The organism is Pseudoalteromonas sp. SG43-1 (genome assembly GCF_014164415.1).
In the GTDB taxonomy this organism is placed as follows: domain Bacteria; phylum Pseudomonadota; class Gammaproteobacteria; order Enterobacterales; family Alteromonadaceae; genus Pseudoalteromonas; species Pseudoalteromonas distincta.
In genome coordinates this window covers 45,965-62,315 of the sequence record NZ_JACJFD010000001.1, presented here as the reverse complement: position 1 = coordinate 62,315, position 16,351 = coordinate 45,965, and the positions used below count along the sequence as shown (strand labels likewise).

Genomic DNA, 16,351 nt, shown 5'->3' with positions numbered 1-16,351 from the left:
ATTTACTGCGATTAAGTCGTTGTTATTGCTTATAAGGAGGGTATACTGAGATATAAATTAATGTACCTTTTGAGGATAAAATAATGGATTACAGCACTTCTGATTTATGCGACCACTTTGCTGACGTGGTTGACGTGCTAGAGCCTATGTTCATCAACTTTGGTGGTCGACACAGCTTTGGTGGCCGCATTAAAACGGTTAAATGTTTTGAAAATAATGAACTCATCCGCGAATTACTTTCTCAAGATGGTACAGACCTAGTACTTCTTATTGATGGTGGCGGCTCAACTCGTCGCGCACTAATCGACATTGAACTGGCTGAGCTAGCACTTGAAAACAACTGGAATGGTATTGTTGTTTACGGCGCAGTACGCCACGTTGATGAGCTTGAAGAGCTTGATTTAGGCATTCAAGCAATTGCTTCAATCCCTGTTGCAGCCGACAGCGAAGGTGCTGGTGAAGATGCTATAGGCGTTAACTTTGCTGGGGTATCATTTTTTGATGACGACTTTATTTATGCTGATAGCACAGGCATTGTTTTATCTGCAGAAGAATTAGAGTTGGAAGTTGTAGAAGTATAACGTGACTTCCCATTTAAAAGTATATGATGAAAGCGCGGTTAGAACACTTTGCTCTACCCGCGCAAATGAGAAAAAAGCATGGCAATCAATGGCCTTGCTCGACACCCAAGTAAACCTGCAACAAGCACTTGTTGACGCTGCTCAATTTGGTATCCGCTATGTACTTCTGGGTATTTGCGAAGATATCGGCCCAAAAGCAAACTTAGGAAATGGTGGTGCAAACGAAGCATGGCCAGCTTTTTTAAAACGCTTTTTAAACCAACCTCACAATCAATTTATTGCCACTCAAAAAGTACTTTTATTGGGTGAAGTTAATACTGATGATTTAATGGCGCAAAGCAACCAGCTTAATAATCAGCAAGGCCAGCAGTTAACTCAATTACGAGATTTATGCCAACAGCTTGATGAACGCGTAGAGTCGGTATTGAGCCTTATTTTTAAAGCGGGGCTTGAGCCAATCGTTATTGGCGGAGGTCATAATAATTGCTTGGGAATTATCCGTGCCCTGAGTAAGTCAAAAAATACACCTATTAATGCTATCAACTTTGACCCTCATGCCGACTTTAGAGAATGTGAAGGTCGCCATAGCGGCAATGGCTTTCGCTACGCTTATAACGAGCAACATCTAAGTAATTACCACGTTATTGGCTTACATGAGATAAAAAACAATCAAGCAATTATAGATGCAATGAGTGAAGCTAACTTTACGTTTGATAGCTATCAATCAATACAAGTTAAGCGAAAAATTACACTCACACAGGCAATTGAAAACGCATTAAGTAATTTTAACGATTTACCACTGGGTATTGAAGTTGATTTAGATAGTATTACTTACATGCCGGTGAGTGCGTACACATGTTGCGGATTTAGTGTGAATGACACTGAGCACTTTGTGCATTTAGCAGCAAACCATCGCCACTCTAAGTACTTACATTTATGTGAAGCAGCGCCTAGCCAGCACCCTAACGGAGTTGAGGCCGGTGATGCCCATGTAGGGCAAGTGATCAGTGCACTTGTGAATAGCTACCTACAAGCCAAAGAAAACACTTAGCGCTGCTGAACTAATCGCCACTCTTTTAGCCAGCTCATTAAACCAATACTACTTAGCGGGTGACCAAAGTAATATCCTTGGGCAGCATAACCTTTTAAGCTTTTTACAAACTTAAGTTGCTCAAGTGTTTCTACCCCTTCAAAAATCACTTTTGTTTTTTGTTGGTTATGCATTTCAACCATTCCGCTAACTAAACTGCGTATATTGTTTTGATTACTAAAGTCAGCAGTGAGTGAAGGTGAAACCTTAATATACTCTACCGCTAAGCTTGGTAACTTAGAAAGCAGTACCGGGTTATCACCAAGTCCATCAACACATACTTTTAAGCCTATGTTATTAAGCCTTGCGATCATGCCTCTGCCTTTATCATCTAGTCTCGCAAAAATATGTAAAGGGCATTCAACAATTAAATCGCCAGCTTCCAAGTGATGCTCACTTAAAACAACATCAACAAATTCAATAAACTCTTCGTTAAGCATTTCAGGACCAAATACGTTAATGCTAAGCGGTATAGAAATACCTTCTATTCTAAGCGCCATTGCAAGCTCAGCAGCTCTCTCTATTACAAATTTAGCGAGTGGATAACCAAGCCCTGCAATTCTAATGTCGTCGATAAACCTGTTAGCGGATAAAATCCCTTGCTTAGGGTGCTGCCAACGCAGTAGTAATTCTAAAAACTCAATTTGACCGTTTTCGTTACAAATAATAGGCTGAAAATAAAGCTCTAACTCGCTCGAAAAATCAATATTTGCTAATTCCTTTAGTCGCGCTTGTTGCTCTCGCAATTCAATCATCATTTGTTGATGATAAGGCACAACCTTGCGATCTGGGTGGCTATCGAGTGCCAGATATGCGTACGATATTAAATTATCAAAGTTGTTATCTTGCTCATTACAATCAACATAACTCGCTCTCGCTTTTACTTCTACAGTGCAGTTAGCAACATTAAATGGCTTAAGCGTTGCACCCAGTATTTGGTCAATAACTAATTCATGTAAGTGTTTTTGATTCGCGAAACTACAAATAAATGCAAAGTTAAGACCCCCTAAGTGGGCTAGCTTTTCTTGTCCAGTTAAAGTCACTATTTCGTCACTTGAAAGTAGCTCTTTTATTCGATTAGCCGATTGCGCTAACAGTATATCGCCAAAGTCGCGTCCAATATGCTGGTTAACTTGCTCAAAGCCTTCAAGGCGAATAACGATTAACGCTGCGCTTATTTGTTTGTTGTCGCACCATGTATAGTAACCTTGGCGTAACTGTTTTCTATCTGCAAAAACTGAAAGCGGAGACTCTTCAATAAATGCATCACCTTCAGGTTCTGGCTCTATAACGACTTCTATTTCAGCACTTTCATCATTTAAAAAGCCAACAATAGCTAATAATAATATTGCTAACACAACCCAAAATAGCGGAACTTCCAATAATAAATGAGCTGAAAATAGAACAACAAATAAAAGACCAGCCATTGAGCTGGTAATTATCATGCTCCAATTATTTCGCTCGAATGCTTGCCATAAGTGAAAACAAAACCCAAAGGCTAGTAAAATAGCAAGCCAAGCCGCACCGCTGCTTAAAATAGCTAAACCAACAGCAGCTGTGCATAAATAACTAAATTTAATACTGGTATTTTTAACAGCAAATAAAGTGGCGATCATCGCCATTAATAGTGCACCACTAAAAAATATTGGGAAATTACTGTCGGTTAGTATGTTCAAATTAACGGCATCCGTATTCGCTAAAAAAGTTTAAACCAAGTTATATGTGGGTAAAAATAATACAAACTAATTAATTCTACCCAAAATCCATAAATTTAACAGTTTATTTACGCCAAATTGGTAACTTAATTGTGATGGATGACTTATTTGCCAATGCGCAATATCAGCTCTTGCGCCAACCTTTAAAATACCACGGTCGTCTAACCCTAGTGCTTTAGCTGCATTTCGAGTAACACCAGCTAATGCTTGCTCAGGTGTTAATCTAAACAATGTGCATGCCATGTTCATCATCAAGTGCACTGAGCACAGCGGTGAAGTACCTGGATTAAAGTCACTCGCAATAGCTATCGGTACTTTATATTGATTAAGTAATTCAATAGGTGGGAATTTAGTTTCTCTTAAAAAATAAAATGCGCCTGGCAATAACACCGCTACCGTCCCAGCGTCTGCCATGGCTTTTACACCCTCTTCATCTAGATGCTCAATATGATCCGCCGAAAGGCCATTAAACTGCGCCACCAGCTTAGCACCCTGTTGATTAGATAACTGCTCAGCATGGCATTTTACTGGGAGGTTATGCTTTTTAGCCGCCTGGAAAACACGTTTGGTTTGCGAATAACTAAACCCAACATTTTCACAAAATACATCGACTGCATCAGCAAGATTATTAGCCACTACCTGATCAAGCATGTCAGTACACACTAAATCAATATATTCATCAGCACGGCCTTTGTATTCAGGCGGTAGAGCATGCGCCCCTAAAAAAGTAGTTTTAATATCAATAGGGTGATGTTGACCTAATAAACGAGCGACTTCTAATATTTTTATCTCGTTTTCAGTATCTAGCCCATAGCCAGACTTTATTTCAACGGTGGTTACACCTTCTTTTAATAACGTATTTAAGCGATCTTTTGCATCAACAAACAATTGTTCACGGTCGGCTGCTCTTGTGGCTTTAACCGTGCTTGCTATGCCACCGCCTTGTGCTGCGATTTGCTCATAGCTTACGCCTTGCAAACGCTGTTCAAACTCTTGCGATCTTGAACCTGCAAATACTAAGTGAGTATGGCAATCTACTAAGCTCGGCGTTAACCACTGTCCTTTTACACTCAATGTCGGCGTTGCAAACACATCAAAACTAGGCAATGTTGATTGCTCTCCAATCCACGCAATTTTACCATTTTTAATGGCTATAGCAGCATTTTCGATTGCGCCATAAGGGGCATTTATATTGCTATCCATAGTGGCAATATTGGCATCAGTTAAAAGTAAGTCGATTTCTTCTAACTCATAATTTTGTGTTGTGCTTTGCATTTTTTAGCCCTTTTTACGCCCAGAGTGATGAAAATATAGTCTAACAACCCATCTTGTATATACAAGGTAATTGTGTCATCTTATTTATATAGTTTATTTTTAATGTAACCATAAATTTAATGACGACACCTAAATTTGCGCAAATAAAACAATTCATTGTTGATAAAATACGCAGCGGTACGTGGCAAGAAAACCAACGTGTTCCCTCTGAAAACGAACTAAGTAGTCAATTTAGTGTAAGCAGGATGACAGCCCGCAGAGCACTAAGCGAATTAACCGAGGCAGGCATTTTAACCCGCAGCCAAGGGTTAGGTACATTTGTAGCTACATTTAAATCGCAGTCATCGTTACTTGAAATAAAAAATATTGCTGATGAAGTAAAAGAGCGTAACGGCAACTACACCTGTAGCGTACTCATACTCGAATCAATAAATGCAGTCGCACCTATTGCCATTGCACTTGGTGTTGAGGTTGACAGTGTTGTATATCGAAGTGTACTTGTGCATAACGAAAACGACAGCCCTTTGCAGCTAGAAGAGCGTTTTGTAAACCCTGCCCTTGCGACTGGCTACTTACAACAAGACTTTAGCATGCTTACACCTCATGAATATCTATCTAGTGTTGCCCCACTTACCCAAGCAAGGCATACAGTAGAGGCCATTATGCCAAACAGCGAAATGTGCCAATGGTTAAATTTATATAATGAAGAGCCATGCTTACAAGTAATCCGACGCACCTGGTCTGTTAAAGGCATTGTAAGCTTTGCGCGCCTTGTATCACCAGGCAGTAAATATCGCTTAGGTGGCCACTTAACATTTAAAAAATAACAAACAATAGCGCTTACTGCGCTTTTTTATAACAAATCATCTTGTATATACAACAGGAGCAAAACATGAACAACCGACTCGACACAAGTCGCGTAATACGTGCACCTCATGGAGATAAAATAAGTGCTAAAAGCTGGCAAACAGAAGCTGCTAAGCGCATGCTAATGAATAATTTAGACCCTGAAGTTGCAGAGCATCCTCATGCACTTGTTGTATATGGTGGTATTGGCCGAGCAGCTCGTGATTGGCCAAGTTATGACAAAATTATAGAAACCCTCGATAGGCTCGAAAGCGACGAAACCCTGCTTGTACAATCAGGAAAACCCGTTGGTGTATTTAAAACCCACAGTAATGCTCCTCGCGTGCTTATTGCTAACTCAAATCTTGTTCCACACTGGGCAAATTGGGAGCACTTTAACGAGCTCGATAAAAAAGGCTTGATGATGTACGGGCAAATGACGGCGGGTTCTTGGATCTATATTGGCTCGCAAGGCATAGTACAAGGAACTTACGAAACCTTTGTAGCTATGGCAAAGCAACATTTTGCAGGTAGCGCTAGTGGTAAATGGGTATTAACAGGTGGTCTTGGTGGTATGGGCGGTGCGCAACCACTTGCAGCTACAATGGCTGGGTTTAGTGCACTGGTTGTTGAATGTGATGAAAGCCGTATCGATTTTCGTATAAAAACAGGCTACGTTGATGTAAAAGCAACAAATCTTGAACACGCACTGCAATTAATAACCGATGCATGTGTTAAAGGTAAAGCCCTCTCAGTGGGTTTACTAGGTAACGCTGCCGATGTATTTAGTACACTGGTTAAAACAGGCATTACCCCTGATGTAGTCACAGATCAAACATCTGCTCACGATCCATTAAATGGTTACTTACCACAAGGCTGGACAATGGAGTACGCAGCAAAAATGCGTGAGCAAGATCCAAAAGCCGTAGTAAAAGCCGCTAAACAATCAATGGCAGTCCAAGTTAAAGCTATGCTAGCACTACAAAAAGCCGGTGCCGCCACTACTGATTACGGTAATAATATTCGTCAAATGGCGTTTGATGAGGGTGTTACCAACGCGTTTGATTTTCCTGGATTTGTGCCTGCCTATATTCGCCCTTTATTTTGTGAAGGGATTGGACCATTTAGATGGGTAGCATTATCAGGCGACCCTGAAGATATATATAAAACCGACGCTAAAGTAAAAGAGCTTATTCCTGATGATGCACATTTACATAACTGGCTTGATATGGCGCGGGAACGCATACAATTCCAAGGTTTACCTGCACGCATTTGCTGGGTTGGCCTAAAAGATAGAGCACGCCTTGCACTGGCCTTTAATGAAATGGTTAAAAATGGCGAACTTAAAGCCCCTATAGTTATTGGTCGCGATCACCTCGATTCTGGCTCAGTTGCCAGCCCTAACCGCGAAACAGAGAGCATGAAAGATGGCTCAGATGCAGTATCAGATTGGCCATTACTCAACGCACTGCTTAATACCGCAAGTGGCGCTACTTGGGTGTCGCTTCATCATGGTGGCGGTGTAGGAATGGGATTTAGTCAGCACTCTGGTGTAGTTATTGTTGCCGATGGTACTGATGAAGCTAAAGAGCGTATTGCTCGCGTACTGTGGAACGACCCTGCAACAGGTGTAATGCGCCATGCTGATGCCGGATACGACATAGCAAAAAACTGCGCTAAAGAACAAAATTTAGACCTACCTATGTTAAACGAGGAATGATCATGTTCGAACTTACTCTCACACCCGGATCACTTGATTTAAACACACTAAGAAAAATTAATAATTCACCGGTAAAGTTAAGCCTTGCAAAGCATGCCGAGTCGCAAATAGCAGCCAGCGCGCAAACCGTTCAAAATGTTATTAATGAACACCGCACTGTATACGGAATTAACACCGGCTTTGGATTATTAGCCAATACTAAAATTGCCGACGACCAACTTGAATTATTACAGCGCTCCATTGTGCTTTCACACGCTGCGGGTATTGGCGAATACATGGATGACAGCACAGTAAGGTTAATGATCACCTTAAAAGTAAATTCGCTTTCACGTGGCTACTCGGGTATTCGCCTGCAAGTAATCCAATTTTTTATGCAGCTGCTTAGTAGCGAAGTATATCCGTGCGTGCCTAAAAAGGGCTCTGTGGGGGCATCGGGGGATTTAGCCCCTCTTGCGCATATGTGCCTACCTTTATTAGCTGAAGGTCAAATGCGACATAAAGGAAAAATAATTAGTGCAGCACAAGGGTTAAAAATAGCGGGACTTGAACCCCTAACACTTGCAGCCAAAGAAGGCTTAGCATTATTAAATGGCACACAAGCGTCGACTGCGTTTGCACTACAAGGCCTATTTAGAAGCGAGAACTTATATGCACAAAGCTGCGTTATCGGATCAATAAGCATAGAAGCTGCAATGGGCAGTCGCGCGCCATTTGATGCACGTATTCATGAAATTCGCGGACAGCGCGGACAAATAGACACCGCTCAAGTATTTAGAGAGCTACTCGATACGCACTCTCAAATTAGTAGTTCCCACGTCAATTGTGAAAAAGTACAAGATCCATACTGCCTTCGCTGCCAGCCTCAAGTGCTAGGTGCTTGCCTAACTCAGATACGCCAAGCCGCAGAAGTATTGCTATGCGAGTCGAACGGTGTAACCGATAATCCGCTAGTTTTTGCCGATGTAGGCGACATAATATCGGGAGGAAACTTTCATGCAGAGCCCGTTGCCATGGCCGCTGACAACTTAGCAATCGCAATTGCCGAAATTGGCGCATTAGCAGAAAGGCGAATTGCATTACTTATCGATTCAAACCTATCCAAATTGCCGCCATTTCTAGTTGAAAACGGCGGTTTAAATTCAGGATTTATGATTGCCCAAGTTACCGCAGCAGCGCTTGCATCAGAAAACAAATCATTAGCGCATCCGGCTTCGGTCGATAGCTTGCCTACATCTGCAAATCAAGAAGATCATGTTTCTATGGCAACCTTTGCAGCAAGGCGCTTAGATGAAATGGCCAATAATACCCAAGGTGTTTTGGCAATAGAATGGTTGGCATCGGTTCAAGGGCTAGAATTTAGAAAGCCGCTTGAACCATCAGATAAAGTGCAAAGCGCTAAAGCATTGTTACGCGAGCATGTAAGTTATTATGATAAAGACCGCTACTTTGCTCCCGATATCGAAGCTGCTAATACATTACTAAGTGAAGGTAAGCTATGCGACTTTATAGAGAGCAGTCCCCTGCCTTCAGCATATTAAATACCGTGCTGATAGCTAAACCCTAAGGCTTCAATGGCTGAGCCTAATATTTTTCGCTCAGCCGAATCAGTTCCTGTAAACGTTGGCATTTCACCACCATGTTGCTGACACTTCATCGCGTAGTATTCAGCTTTTGTGGGGTGCGCAGGATTAACCACATTATAAATATTTTGCCCTACTTGCCAGTGCTCTATCACCGCAAAAATAGCATTAATTACATCTTGTTGATGCACCATATTTACCACTTGCTCACTTGATGTATTGAGCTCTTTACCTGCCACAAAACGCCCTGGCTCTCTATTAGGCCCTAGTAAGCCAGCTAAACGAAGTATTTTGCCATCTTGTTCAAGCACTTGCTCTTCAGCTTCGTAAAGCTTTATTTGGCGCTCGTTTGTGCATGAAATATCGCTACTTTCACTATATACACCAGGCTCTTTATCGTACACCCCGGTTGATGAGCACAATAAAAAGCCCTTTGCGTTTAGCTCCTTTGAAAGCTTAAGCGCTGCGGTGAGTGTTTCAGGATAATTACTTTCACTGTGTCTGCTACGTGGTGGAATAGCACATACCCAATAAGCACCTTGTAAATCAACTTGATGCCTTAATTGCCCATCTTCAAGTGTAAACTGACGCTCAAAGTCAAACTCGTGTCTATCTGTTCTATGCGTTCCTTGTACTTGCCAGTCAGCTTTTTGTGCACTTACGCATAAAGCATGTCCTAACCAGCCTGCACCTAATACTACTAATTTATTACTTTTATTTGTCATTTTTGTATAAGCCTTTATTTTAAACGCATAATTAGTTCTTTCTATCTAACTTTATAGAGATTTTAAGTAAGATATGATTAGATATAATTTCATAAATAATAAAAATATGTGTACTCATGCTAAATAATTTATCATTACGGAAGAAAATATTATTATTGATTGGTGGAACAATTACCGTTTTACTAATTATCGCCTCAACATTTTTTGTTAAACACATTGCCAATCTCTCTAGAGAAAACATAGAAAACGAAGCACAAAGTTATCTACAGACCGAGCAACTTTCAATGCAAAGTTACTTCGCGATGTACGGTAAAATGGTATCAACCTTTGTTAATAACCCACATTTAATCAACTTTTTTGAAAATTGGGATACACGCGATCAAGCACTCGAAAGCGCGCCAGGTTACAACGAAGTAAACCAAGACTTTGTGCGTTTAAGCTCAAATGACGAAAACATTTTATCGGCCTTTTTTGCCTCAGCAACCACCGGTGAATACTTTAAAGAAAACGAGCGTACAAGTCACTACAACGGCCAGCCTTATTACGCTTACAAGCGTGGGTGGTGGCAAGAAGCCATGCAAGTTAACAAGCTTTACGTAGGTCCAATCTCTGTTGATTTAACCACAGGCGTAGCATCCGCAGTAGTACAACAACCTGTTTATAACGCTCAGCGAAAACTCATTGGTATGGGCGGTGTTGATTTACAATTAAACAAAATTAACGACATGGTCGAAAATATTCGCTTTAACGGCCAAGGTTATGGATTTTTACTCGATGGTAATCAAAAAGTAGTTCATTTTTCAAAGGCCACTGGGCATAAACTTTCAATTACAGATGAAGGTGCAAACGGTAAAGAAGGGCTCGATGCGCTTGAGCAACAATTTACAAATACAGCAGGCTTTAAAGAGTTAAATACACAAATGCGAAATAACCTTGAAGGCAGCCAAATGGTTACTTTTAAAGGTGAGCAGTTTTATGTGGTTTACCATCGTCTGCAGCTAGAGCAGCCTTATATAGATTGGTATGTAGGTCTACTTATCCCAACTACTATGATTGAAGAGCCCGTAAATGCTGCAGTAACCGCTACAACAACGGCGGTAATTATTATCTTAATCATTATATTAGCCATGATTTTATGGGCTACCCACATGATTTCAAAACCCATTACAACGCTTACGCACATTATGCGTGATATAGCATCGGGCGAAGGCGATCTTACTCAAAAAATTTATATTAATAGTCAAGATGAAGTGGGACAGCTGGCCAACCACATGAACACTTTTATTGATAAGTTGCACGCCATGATGCTTGATACCGCAGCGCAAGCAGAACAACTAAGTAATGCAGCGGCCCAGCTAAGAAGTGTTTCTGAGAAAACAAATTCTGAAATTCAGCAAGAGAAGCAGCAAGTTGATAGCGTGAGCGCAGCGGTAACTGAAATGGCGACTACTGTGCTTGAAATATCACGTAACGCACAACACACAAATAACGCAGCTGAAGAAGTACAAGCAATTACAGCTGAAGGAGCTAGCCGTTCTACACAGGCGCAAACAGTAATGACTGAACTGGCATTACATATTGGCGAAGCATCTAAAGTGGTTGCAGGTCTTGAGCAAGAAAGTAATAACATTGGTGCATTAGTCGATGTAATTAATTCCATTGCTGATCAAACCAACTTACTTGCACTTAATGCGGCCATAGAGGCTGCTCGTGCCGGTGAACACGGTAGAGGCTTTGCCGTTGTTGCTGATGAAGTACGTTCACTAGCAAGTCGCACACAAGAATCAACAGACGATATTCGAAATATGATTTCGCGCTTGCAGCAAATAGCTCAACAAGCCTCAGTAATGATGCAACAAGGACAAGATCAAACCGAGGGCTCAGTGCTTCAAACTAAAGAAGTGCTTAGCTCACTTCACAATATTGCGCAGTCGGTTACTAAAGTACAAGACCAAAGTCATCAAATAGCCACATCTACCGAGGAGCAAACTGTTGTTGCTGAAGATATTAATACGAGCCTTTCGGCAATTAATAACTTAGTGAACAGTACCGCTGACCATGCGCACACCCTCGCTGACGAAGCTCGTGACTTAAGTGATTTAGCTGCGGCGCTTAGCAAAACGGTTAATCAATTTAAATTATAAAACATGTATTTAATAGTTGTGTTTAAGCGTAAAACTTAAGCGCAACTATAACCCTTGTTTTTAATTTATTTAGCACCATATCTTTACAGTTCGCTGCTATTTTTACTGTAATTGAGTAATACAAAGTGATTTTTACGAACCAGATCAAATTTTTCGATTTTATACACCGATCTTTTTATTGAGATAGTTTGTTGTTTGGCAGAGTCTGGTATAGTAGCGCACGTAATAAACAGTGCTTTTTGAACGGTTTAATACAAAATTGCTAATTAATATGTTCTAAGTGTTACTTAAAAGCACATATTAATTACCAATTGTTAAAAATGGGTTAGCCGATACTCGGCTGACAAAGAATACATTGTAACGGTTTTATCATGATATCTAATTTATTTACCAAGCTTTTTGGTAGTCGCAATGACCGCACTATTAAAAACTTAAGAAAGACGGTCGCGCTAATCAATGCGCTAGAAACGCAACTTGAAGCGCTTTCTGATGAAGATTTAAGAGCTAAAACAGCTGAGTTTAGAGAACGTTACGATAACGGACAAAGCCTTGACGACATTCTACCAGAGGCTTTTGCTGTGGTACGTGAAGCGTCAAAGCGTGTAAATGGCATGCGTCATTTCGACGTGCAGTTATTAGGTGGTATGGTTTTACATCAAGGTCGCATTGCAGAAATGCGTACCGGTGAAGGTAAAACACTTACAGCTACTCTACCAGCTTATCTAAACGGCTTAACAGGCAAAGGTGTTCACGTAATTACCGTGAATGACTACCTTGCTAAACGTGATGCTGAAACCAACCGTGCGTTATTTGAATTTTTAGGCCTTACAGTAGGCTGTAACGTACCAGGTATGATGCCGCAGCAAAAGAAGCTCGCTTATACTGCCGACATTACATACGGTACTAATAACGAATTTGGTTTTGACTACCTTCGTGACAACATGGCTTTTAGCATTGATGAACGAGTTCAACGTCCATTATTTTATGCTGTAGTCGATGAAGTGGATTCAATCTTAATTGATGAAGCACGTACCCCGCTTATTATTTCAGGTCCAGCTGAGGATAGCTCTGAGCTATACACTGAAATAAACACCATCGTCCCTTTACTTGAGCTTCAAGAAAAAGAAGACGAAGAAGGTATTGAAGGCGATGGCGATTACACTATCGATGAAAAATCTAAGCAAGTTCATTTAACTGAACGTGGTCAAATTAAAGTAGAAGAGCTACTTACTGAGCGCGGCTTAATTGAAGAAGGCGATTCGCTTTATTCAGCAGCAAGCATTACGCTACTAAGCCATGTTTATGCCGCCCTTCGTGCTCATAAGCTATACCAAAAAGATGTTGATTACGTTGTAAAAGAAAACGAAGTAATTATTATCGATGAGCATACGGGTCGTTCAATGGAAGGTCGTCGTTGGTCAGAAGGTTTACACCAAGCTGTTGAAGCAAAAGAAGGTGTAAAAATTCAAAACGAGAACCAAACACTTGCCTCTATTACGTTCCAAAACTACTTCCGTTTATACGAAACGTTAGCAGGTATGACAGGTACAGCCGATACTGAAGCATTTGAATTTCAGTCAATCTACGGCCTTGATACCGTTGTTATGCCAACTAATAAGCCGATGATTCGTGATGATCGCGCCGATTTAGTTTACCTAACGCAAGAAGAAAAATACGAAGCTATTTTAATTGATATTAAAGACTGCCAAGACCGTGGACAACCGGTGCTTGTTGGTACTATTTCAATTGAAAGCTCTGAGTATTTATCGCAGTTTTTACGCAAAGAAAAAATTAAGCACAATGTACTTAATGCTAAATTTCATGCGCAAGAAGCTGACATCGTTTCAGATGCTGGCCTACCAGGAACAGTAACAATTGCAACAAACATGGCCGGTCGTGGTACCGATATCGTGTTAGGTGGTAACTGGAACAGTGAAGTTGAAAAACTTGAAAACCCAACTGATGAGCAAATTGCTGAAATTAAAGCAGCTTGGAAAATTCGCCATGATGCAGTAATTGATGCCGGCGGTTTACATATCATTGGTACTGAACGTCACGAATCTCGTCGTATAGACAACCAATTACGTGGTCGTTCTGGTCGTCAAGGTGATGCTGGTTCAAGCCGTTTTTACTTATCGATGGACGATGCGCTAATGCGTATATTTGCCGGTGAGCGCATGACTAACATGATGCGTAAATTAGGCATGCAACGCGGTGAAGCAATTGAACATCCATGGGTAAACCGTGCGATTGAAAATGCACAGCGTAAAGTAGAAGCACGTAACTTCGACGTTCGTAAGCAACTACTTGAGTACGATGATGTAGCAAACGATCAACGTCGTGTTGTTTACTCTCAGCGTAACGAACTACTTGAAGAAGGTGATATTTCAGAAACTATTACTGCAATTCGTGGTGACGTACTTAGCAATACAATTGATCAGTACATTGCACCGCAAAGCCTTGCTGAAATGTGGGACATTCCTGGCCTTGAAGAGCGTTTAAAACAAGACTTCTTAATTGAGTTACCTATTACTCAGTGGTTAGCAGATGACAATAAACTATACGAAGAAAAGCTTCGTGAGCGTATTGAGCAGGCGGTTGAGCATTCATACAAGCAAAAAGAAGAGCAAGTTGGCGATTCTGTTTTACGTCAATTCGAAAAAGCGATTATGCTACAGAGTCTTGATCAGCATTGGAAAGATCACCTTGCTGCAATGGATCATTTACGCCAAGGTATTCATTTACGTGGTTACGCGCAAAAGAATCCTAAGCAAGAGTACAAGCGTGAATCGTTTGAGCTGTTCTCCGAAATGCTTGAAAACTTAAAAGTAGATGTTGTAAGCATTCTAAGTAAAGTACAAGTACGCGCAGAAGAAGATGTTGAAAAAGTAGAAGAGCAACACCGTAAAAGTGAAAATGCTCCTCGCGAATACCAACATGAAGAAGCTGATCACGTAGGTGGCGAAGCGCCAGAAACAGCGACAGTAATGGCTCGTACAGAACCAAAAGTAGGTCGTAATGACCCTTGTCCTTGTAAATCAGGTCAAAAATTCAAACAGTGTTGCGGTAAATTAAAGTAACCCAATATTGTCAGTAGCTTATTAAAAAGCGGCGCTAGCGTCGCTTTTTTTTATGGAGTTTTAAAGTAATGACTATAGAAATTGTACATGTAGCTGTTGGTGTTATTAAGAAAAATAACGCTATATTCATTTGTAAACGTGCAGATGAACAACATCAAGGCGGTTTATGGGAATTTCCTGGTGGTAAAGTTGAAGCTGGAGAAAGTGTGTTTGTTGCACTTAAACGCGAGCTTATTGAAGAAGTTGGACTAACCATTCACAGCTCTAGCCAATTGATGGTGATTGAACATGACTACGGCGATAAATGCGTTAAATTAGATGTACACGTAGTAAGTAACTTTAGCGGTGAAGCACATGGCGCTGAAGGGCAACCTAGCGAATGGGTAGCAATTACTGAATTAGAAAATTATGATTTTCCTGAAGCGAATGCTGAAATTATCGAAAAAATAGTTGCCCGATACGCATAAAAAAAGGGCATAAGTGAGCACAATGAATATCTCAATACAAAATAAGCTAAGCGAACTGTTAGCACTGCCCCCTGAGTTAACTCAAGTTAGTGCGATTGGTAGCGGTCATATAAATAGTACATGGCTACTTACAAGTATTGATAAACAATTTATTGTGCAAAAACTTAATACTGAGGTATTTAAAAACCCTGCTCAGTTAGTGAGTAATGCAAAACTAATTGAGCAGCATTTAAATGCTAAACAACTGCAAAATAATTACCCTCTTGAAATAATCAAACATATAACTACACAAAACGACGAACACTTAATAAAAATTGATAATGCGTATTATCGCGTCCTTAACTATATTAGCGATAGCTACAGCGAAGACGTTGTTAAAAATACCCAGCAGAGCGAGCAAGCGGCTTACGCCTTTGGCGTATTTGCTCATGCATTACAAGATTTTGATGCGCAACAGCTACACACTGTAATCCCTGATTTTCATAACTTAGCGATGCGCTTTGAGCAATTAAATACCGCAATCACTAACAACGTAGTTAATAGAGTAAAGCACTGCGCTGACGAAATAGAATATTGCTTAACGCAGCAGCATTTAATTACTGAGCTTAGTCAGGTAGCTAAACACATACCGCTTAGAGTGTGTCATAACGATACAAAAATAAATAATATGCTGTTTTGTAATACAACTCACAAAGCAAAAGCAGTTATTGATTTAGACACCTGCATGGCAGGATTTTGGCTTTATGACTTTGGCGACATGGTACGTACATTTTGCTCCCCCGAAGCCGAGGATTCAACAAACTTACACAACGTTGTTATTCGAAAAGATATATTTTCAGCCATTGTAAAAGGCTATGTAACGCCATTAAAAAATAGCATGAGTATACTAGAGCAAGAAAGCTTATTATTAGGCGCTAAAATAATGCCGCTCATGTTAAGTGTGCGCTTTTTAACTGATTACTTAAATAACGATGTGTACTTTAAAGTATCTCATGCAGAGCATAATTTAGAGCGAGCACAAAACCAACTCGCGCTTTATAAAAACATACTGAGTAACGAAGAATGGATGCACGCGTGCTTAGTCGATAAACAAATTCAAGATACAAAAAAACCAGTAAGCTAAAAACT

The 16,351-nt window shown here is 40.6% G+C and carries 12 protein-coding genes; 9 read left to right on the top strand and 3 right to left on the bottom strand.

Annotation, left to right across the window (positions count from 1 at the left end):
- Nucleotides 1–83: 83 nt before the first annotated feature.
- Nucleotides 84–581: a ribonuclease E activity regulator RraA gene (gene rraA, locus H5159_RS00245; protein WP_002959955.1), complete on the top strand. Its 498-nt coding sequence runs from the start codon at nt 84–86 to the stop codon at nt 579–581.
- A gap of 1 nt (nt 582) precedes the next feature.
- Nucleotides 583–1,632 carry a formimidoylglutamase gene (locus H5159_RS00240; RefSeq protein WP_182779483.1) on the top strand — a complete coding sequence of 350 codons (1,050 nt, stop codon included), beginning with the start codon at nt 583–585 and terminating at the stop codon, nt 1,630–1,632.
- Here the strand turns inward: H5159_RS00240 and H5159_RS00235 are convergent.
- Together H5159_RS00235 and hutI are read right to left on the bottom strand one after the other, a co-directional pair.
- The gene (locus H5159_RS00235; protein WP_182779623.1) at nt 1,629–3,293 is read right to left on the bottom strand and encodes an EAL domain-containing protein; all 1,665 of its coding nucleotides are present in this window, start codon (nt 3,291–3,293) and stop codon (nt 1,629–1,631) included. The genes H5159_RS00240 and H5159_RS00235 overlap by 4 nt on opposite strands.
- A 120-nt stretch (nt 3,294–3,413) precedes the next feature.
- Complete coding sequence (gene hutI / locus H5159_RS00230) at nt 3,414–4,661, bottom strand: imidazolonepropionase (protein ID WP_182779482.1); 1,248 nt, start codon at nt 4,659–4,661, stop codon at nt 3,414–3,416.
- Nucleotides 4,662–4,780: 119 nt separating this feature from the next.
- Here hutI and hutC point away from each other — a divergent pair, with 119 nt between their 5' ends.
- From hutC to hutH, 3 genes are all read left to right on the top strand, one after another.
- Nucleotides 4,781–5,488, top strand: a complete 708-nt coding sequence (gene hutC / locus H5159_RS00225) for a histidine utilization repressor (protein WP_002959947.1) — start codon at nt 4,781–4,783, stop codon at nt 5,486–5,488.
- 65 nt (nt 5,489–5,553) lie between these two features.
- Nucleotides 5,554–7,227 (top strand): urocanate hydratase, encoded by a 1,674-nt coding sequence (gene hutU, locus H5159_RS00220; protein ID WP_182712155.1) that lies wholly within the window; start codon nt 5,554–5,556, stop codon nt 7,225–7,227.
- Nucleotides 7,228–7,229: 2 nt separating this feature from the next.
- Nucleotides 7,230–8,765: a histidine ammonia-lyase gene (gene hutH / locus H5159_RS00215; RefSeq protein WP_182779481.1), complete on the top strand. Its 1,536-nt coding sequence runs from the start codon at nt 7,230–7,232 to the stop codon at nt 8,763–8,765.
- Here the strand turns inward: hutH and H5159_RS00210 are convergent.
- Nucleotides 8,762–9,532 (bottom strand): NADP-binding protein, encoded by a 771-nt coding sequence (locus tag H5159_RS00210; RefSeq protein WP_182779480.1) that lies wholly within the window; start codon nt 9,530–9,532, stop codon nt 8,762–8,764. The two genes, hutH and H5159_RS00210, sit on opposite strands and share 4 nt — an antisense overlap.
- Nucleotides 9,533–9,648: 116 nt before the next feature.
- Between H5159_RS00210 and H5159_RS00205 the strand changes: the two genes are divergently transcribed.
- The 4 genes from H5159_RS00205 to H5159_RS00190 all read left to right on the top strand — a co-directional run bounded on the left by H5159_RS00205 (nt 9,649) and on the right by H5159_RS00190 (nt 16,346).
- On the top strand, nt 9,649–11,676 hold the full coding sequence (locus H5159_RS00205) for a methyl-accepting chemotaxis protein (protein ID WP_182779479.1): 2,028 nt from the start codon (nt 9,649–9,651) through the stop codon (nt 11,674–11,676).
- 371 nt (nt 11,677–12,047) lie between these two features.
- Nucleotides 12,048–14,756 carry a preprotein translocase subunit SecA gene (gene secA / locus H5159_RS00200; RefSeq protein ID WP_182779478.1) on the top strand — a complete coding sequence of 903 codons (2,709 nt, stop codon included), beginning with the start codon at nt 12,048–12,050 and terminating at the stop codon, nt 14,754–14,756.
- Nucleotides 14,757–14,824: 68 nt separating this feature from the next.
- Complete coding sequence (gene mutT / locus H5159_RS00195; RefSeq protein ID WP_007377262.1) at nt 14,825–15,223, top strand: 8-oxo-dGTP diphosphatase MutT; 399 nt, start codon at nt 14,825–14,827, stop codon at nt 15,221–15,223.
- Nucleotides 15,224–15,245: 22 nt separating this feature from the next.
- Nucleotides 15,246–16,346: a phosphotransferase enzyme family protein gene (locus tag H5159_RS00190; protein WP_182696200.1), complete on the top strand. Its 1,101-nt coding sequence runs from the start codon at nt 15,246–15,248 to the stop codon at nt 16,344–16,346.
- Nucleotides 16,347–16,351: the final 5 nt, after the last annotated feature.

What these genes read in the sequence shown, in the direction of transcription:
- hutC (WP_002959947.1), top strand. Translation starts at nt 4,781, where the DNA reads ATGACGACACCTAAATTTGCGCAAATAAAACAATTCATTGTTGATAAA.
- hutI (WP_182779482.1), bottom strand. Translation starts at nt 4,661, where the DNA reads ATGCAAAGCACAACACAAAATTATGAGTTAGAAGAAATCGACTTACTT.
- hutU (WP_182712155.1), top strand. Translation starts at nt 5,554, where the DNA reads ATGAACAACCGACTCGACACAAGTCGCGTAATACGTGCACCTCATGGA.
- H5159_RS00210 (WP_182779480.1), bottom strand. Translation starts at nt 9,532, where the DNA reads ATGACAAATAAAAGTAATAAATTAGTAGTATTAGGTGCAGGCTGGTTA.
- mutT (WP_007377262.1), top strand. Translation starts at nt 14,825, where the DNA reads ATGACTATAGAAATTGTACATGTAGCTGTTGGTGTTATTAAGAAAAAT.
- H5159_RS00190 (WP_182696200.1), top strand. Translation starts at nt 15,246, where the DNA reads ATGAATATCTCAATACAAAATAAGCTAAGCGAACTGTTAGCACTGCCC.
- hutH (WP_182779481.1), top strand. Translation starts at nt 7,230, where the DNA reads ATGTTCGAACTTACTCTCACACCCGGATCACTTGATTTAAACACACTA.
- rraA (WP_002959955.1), top strand. Translation starts at nt 84, where the DNA reads ATGGATTACAGCACTTCTGATTTATGCGACCACTTTGCTGACGTGGTT.
- H5159_RS00205 (WP_182779479.1), top strand. Translation starts at nt 9,649, where the DNA reads ATGCTAAATAATTTATCATTACGGAAGAAAATATTATTATTGATTGGT.
- H5159_RS00235 (WP_182779623.1), bottom strand. Translation starts at nt 3,293, where the DNA reads ATGGCGATGATCGCCACTTTATTTGCTGTTAAAAATACCAGTATTAAA.
- secA (WP_182779478.1), top strand. Translation starts at nt 12,048, where the DNA reads ATGATATCTAATTTATTTACCAAGCTTTTTGGTAGTCGCAATGACCGC.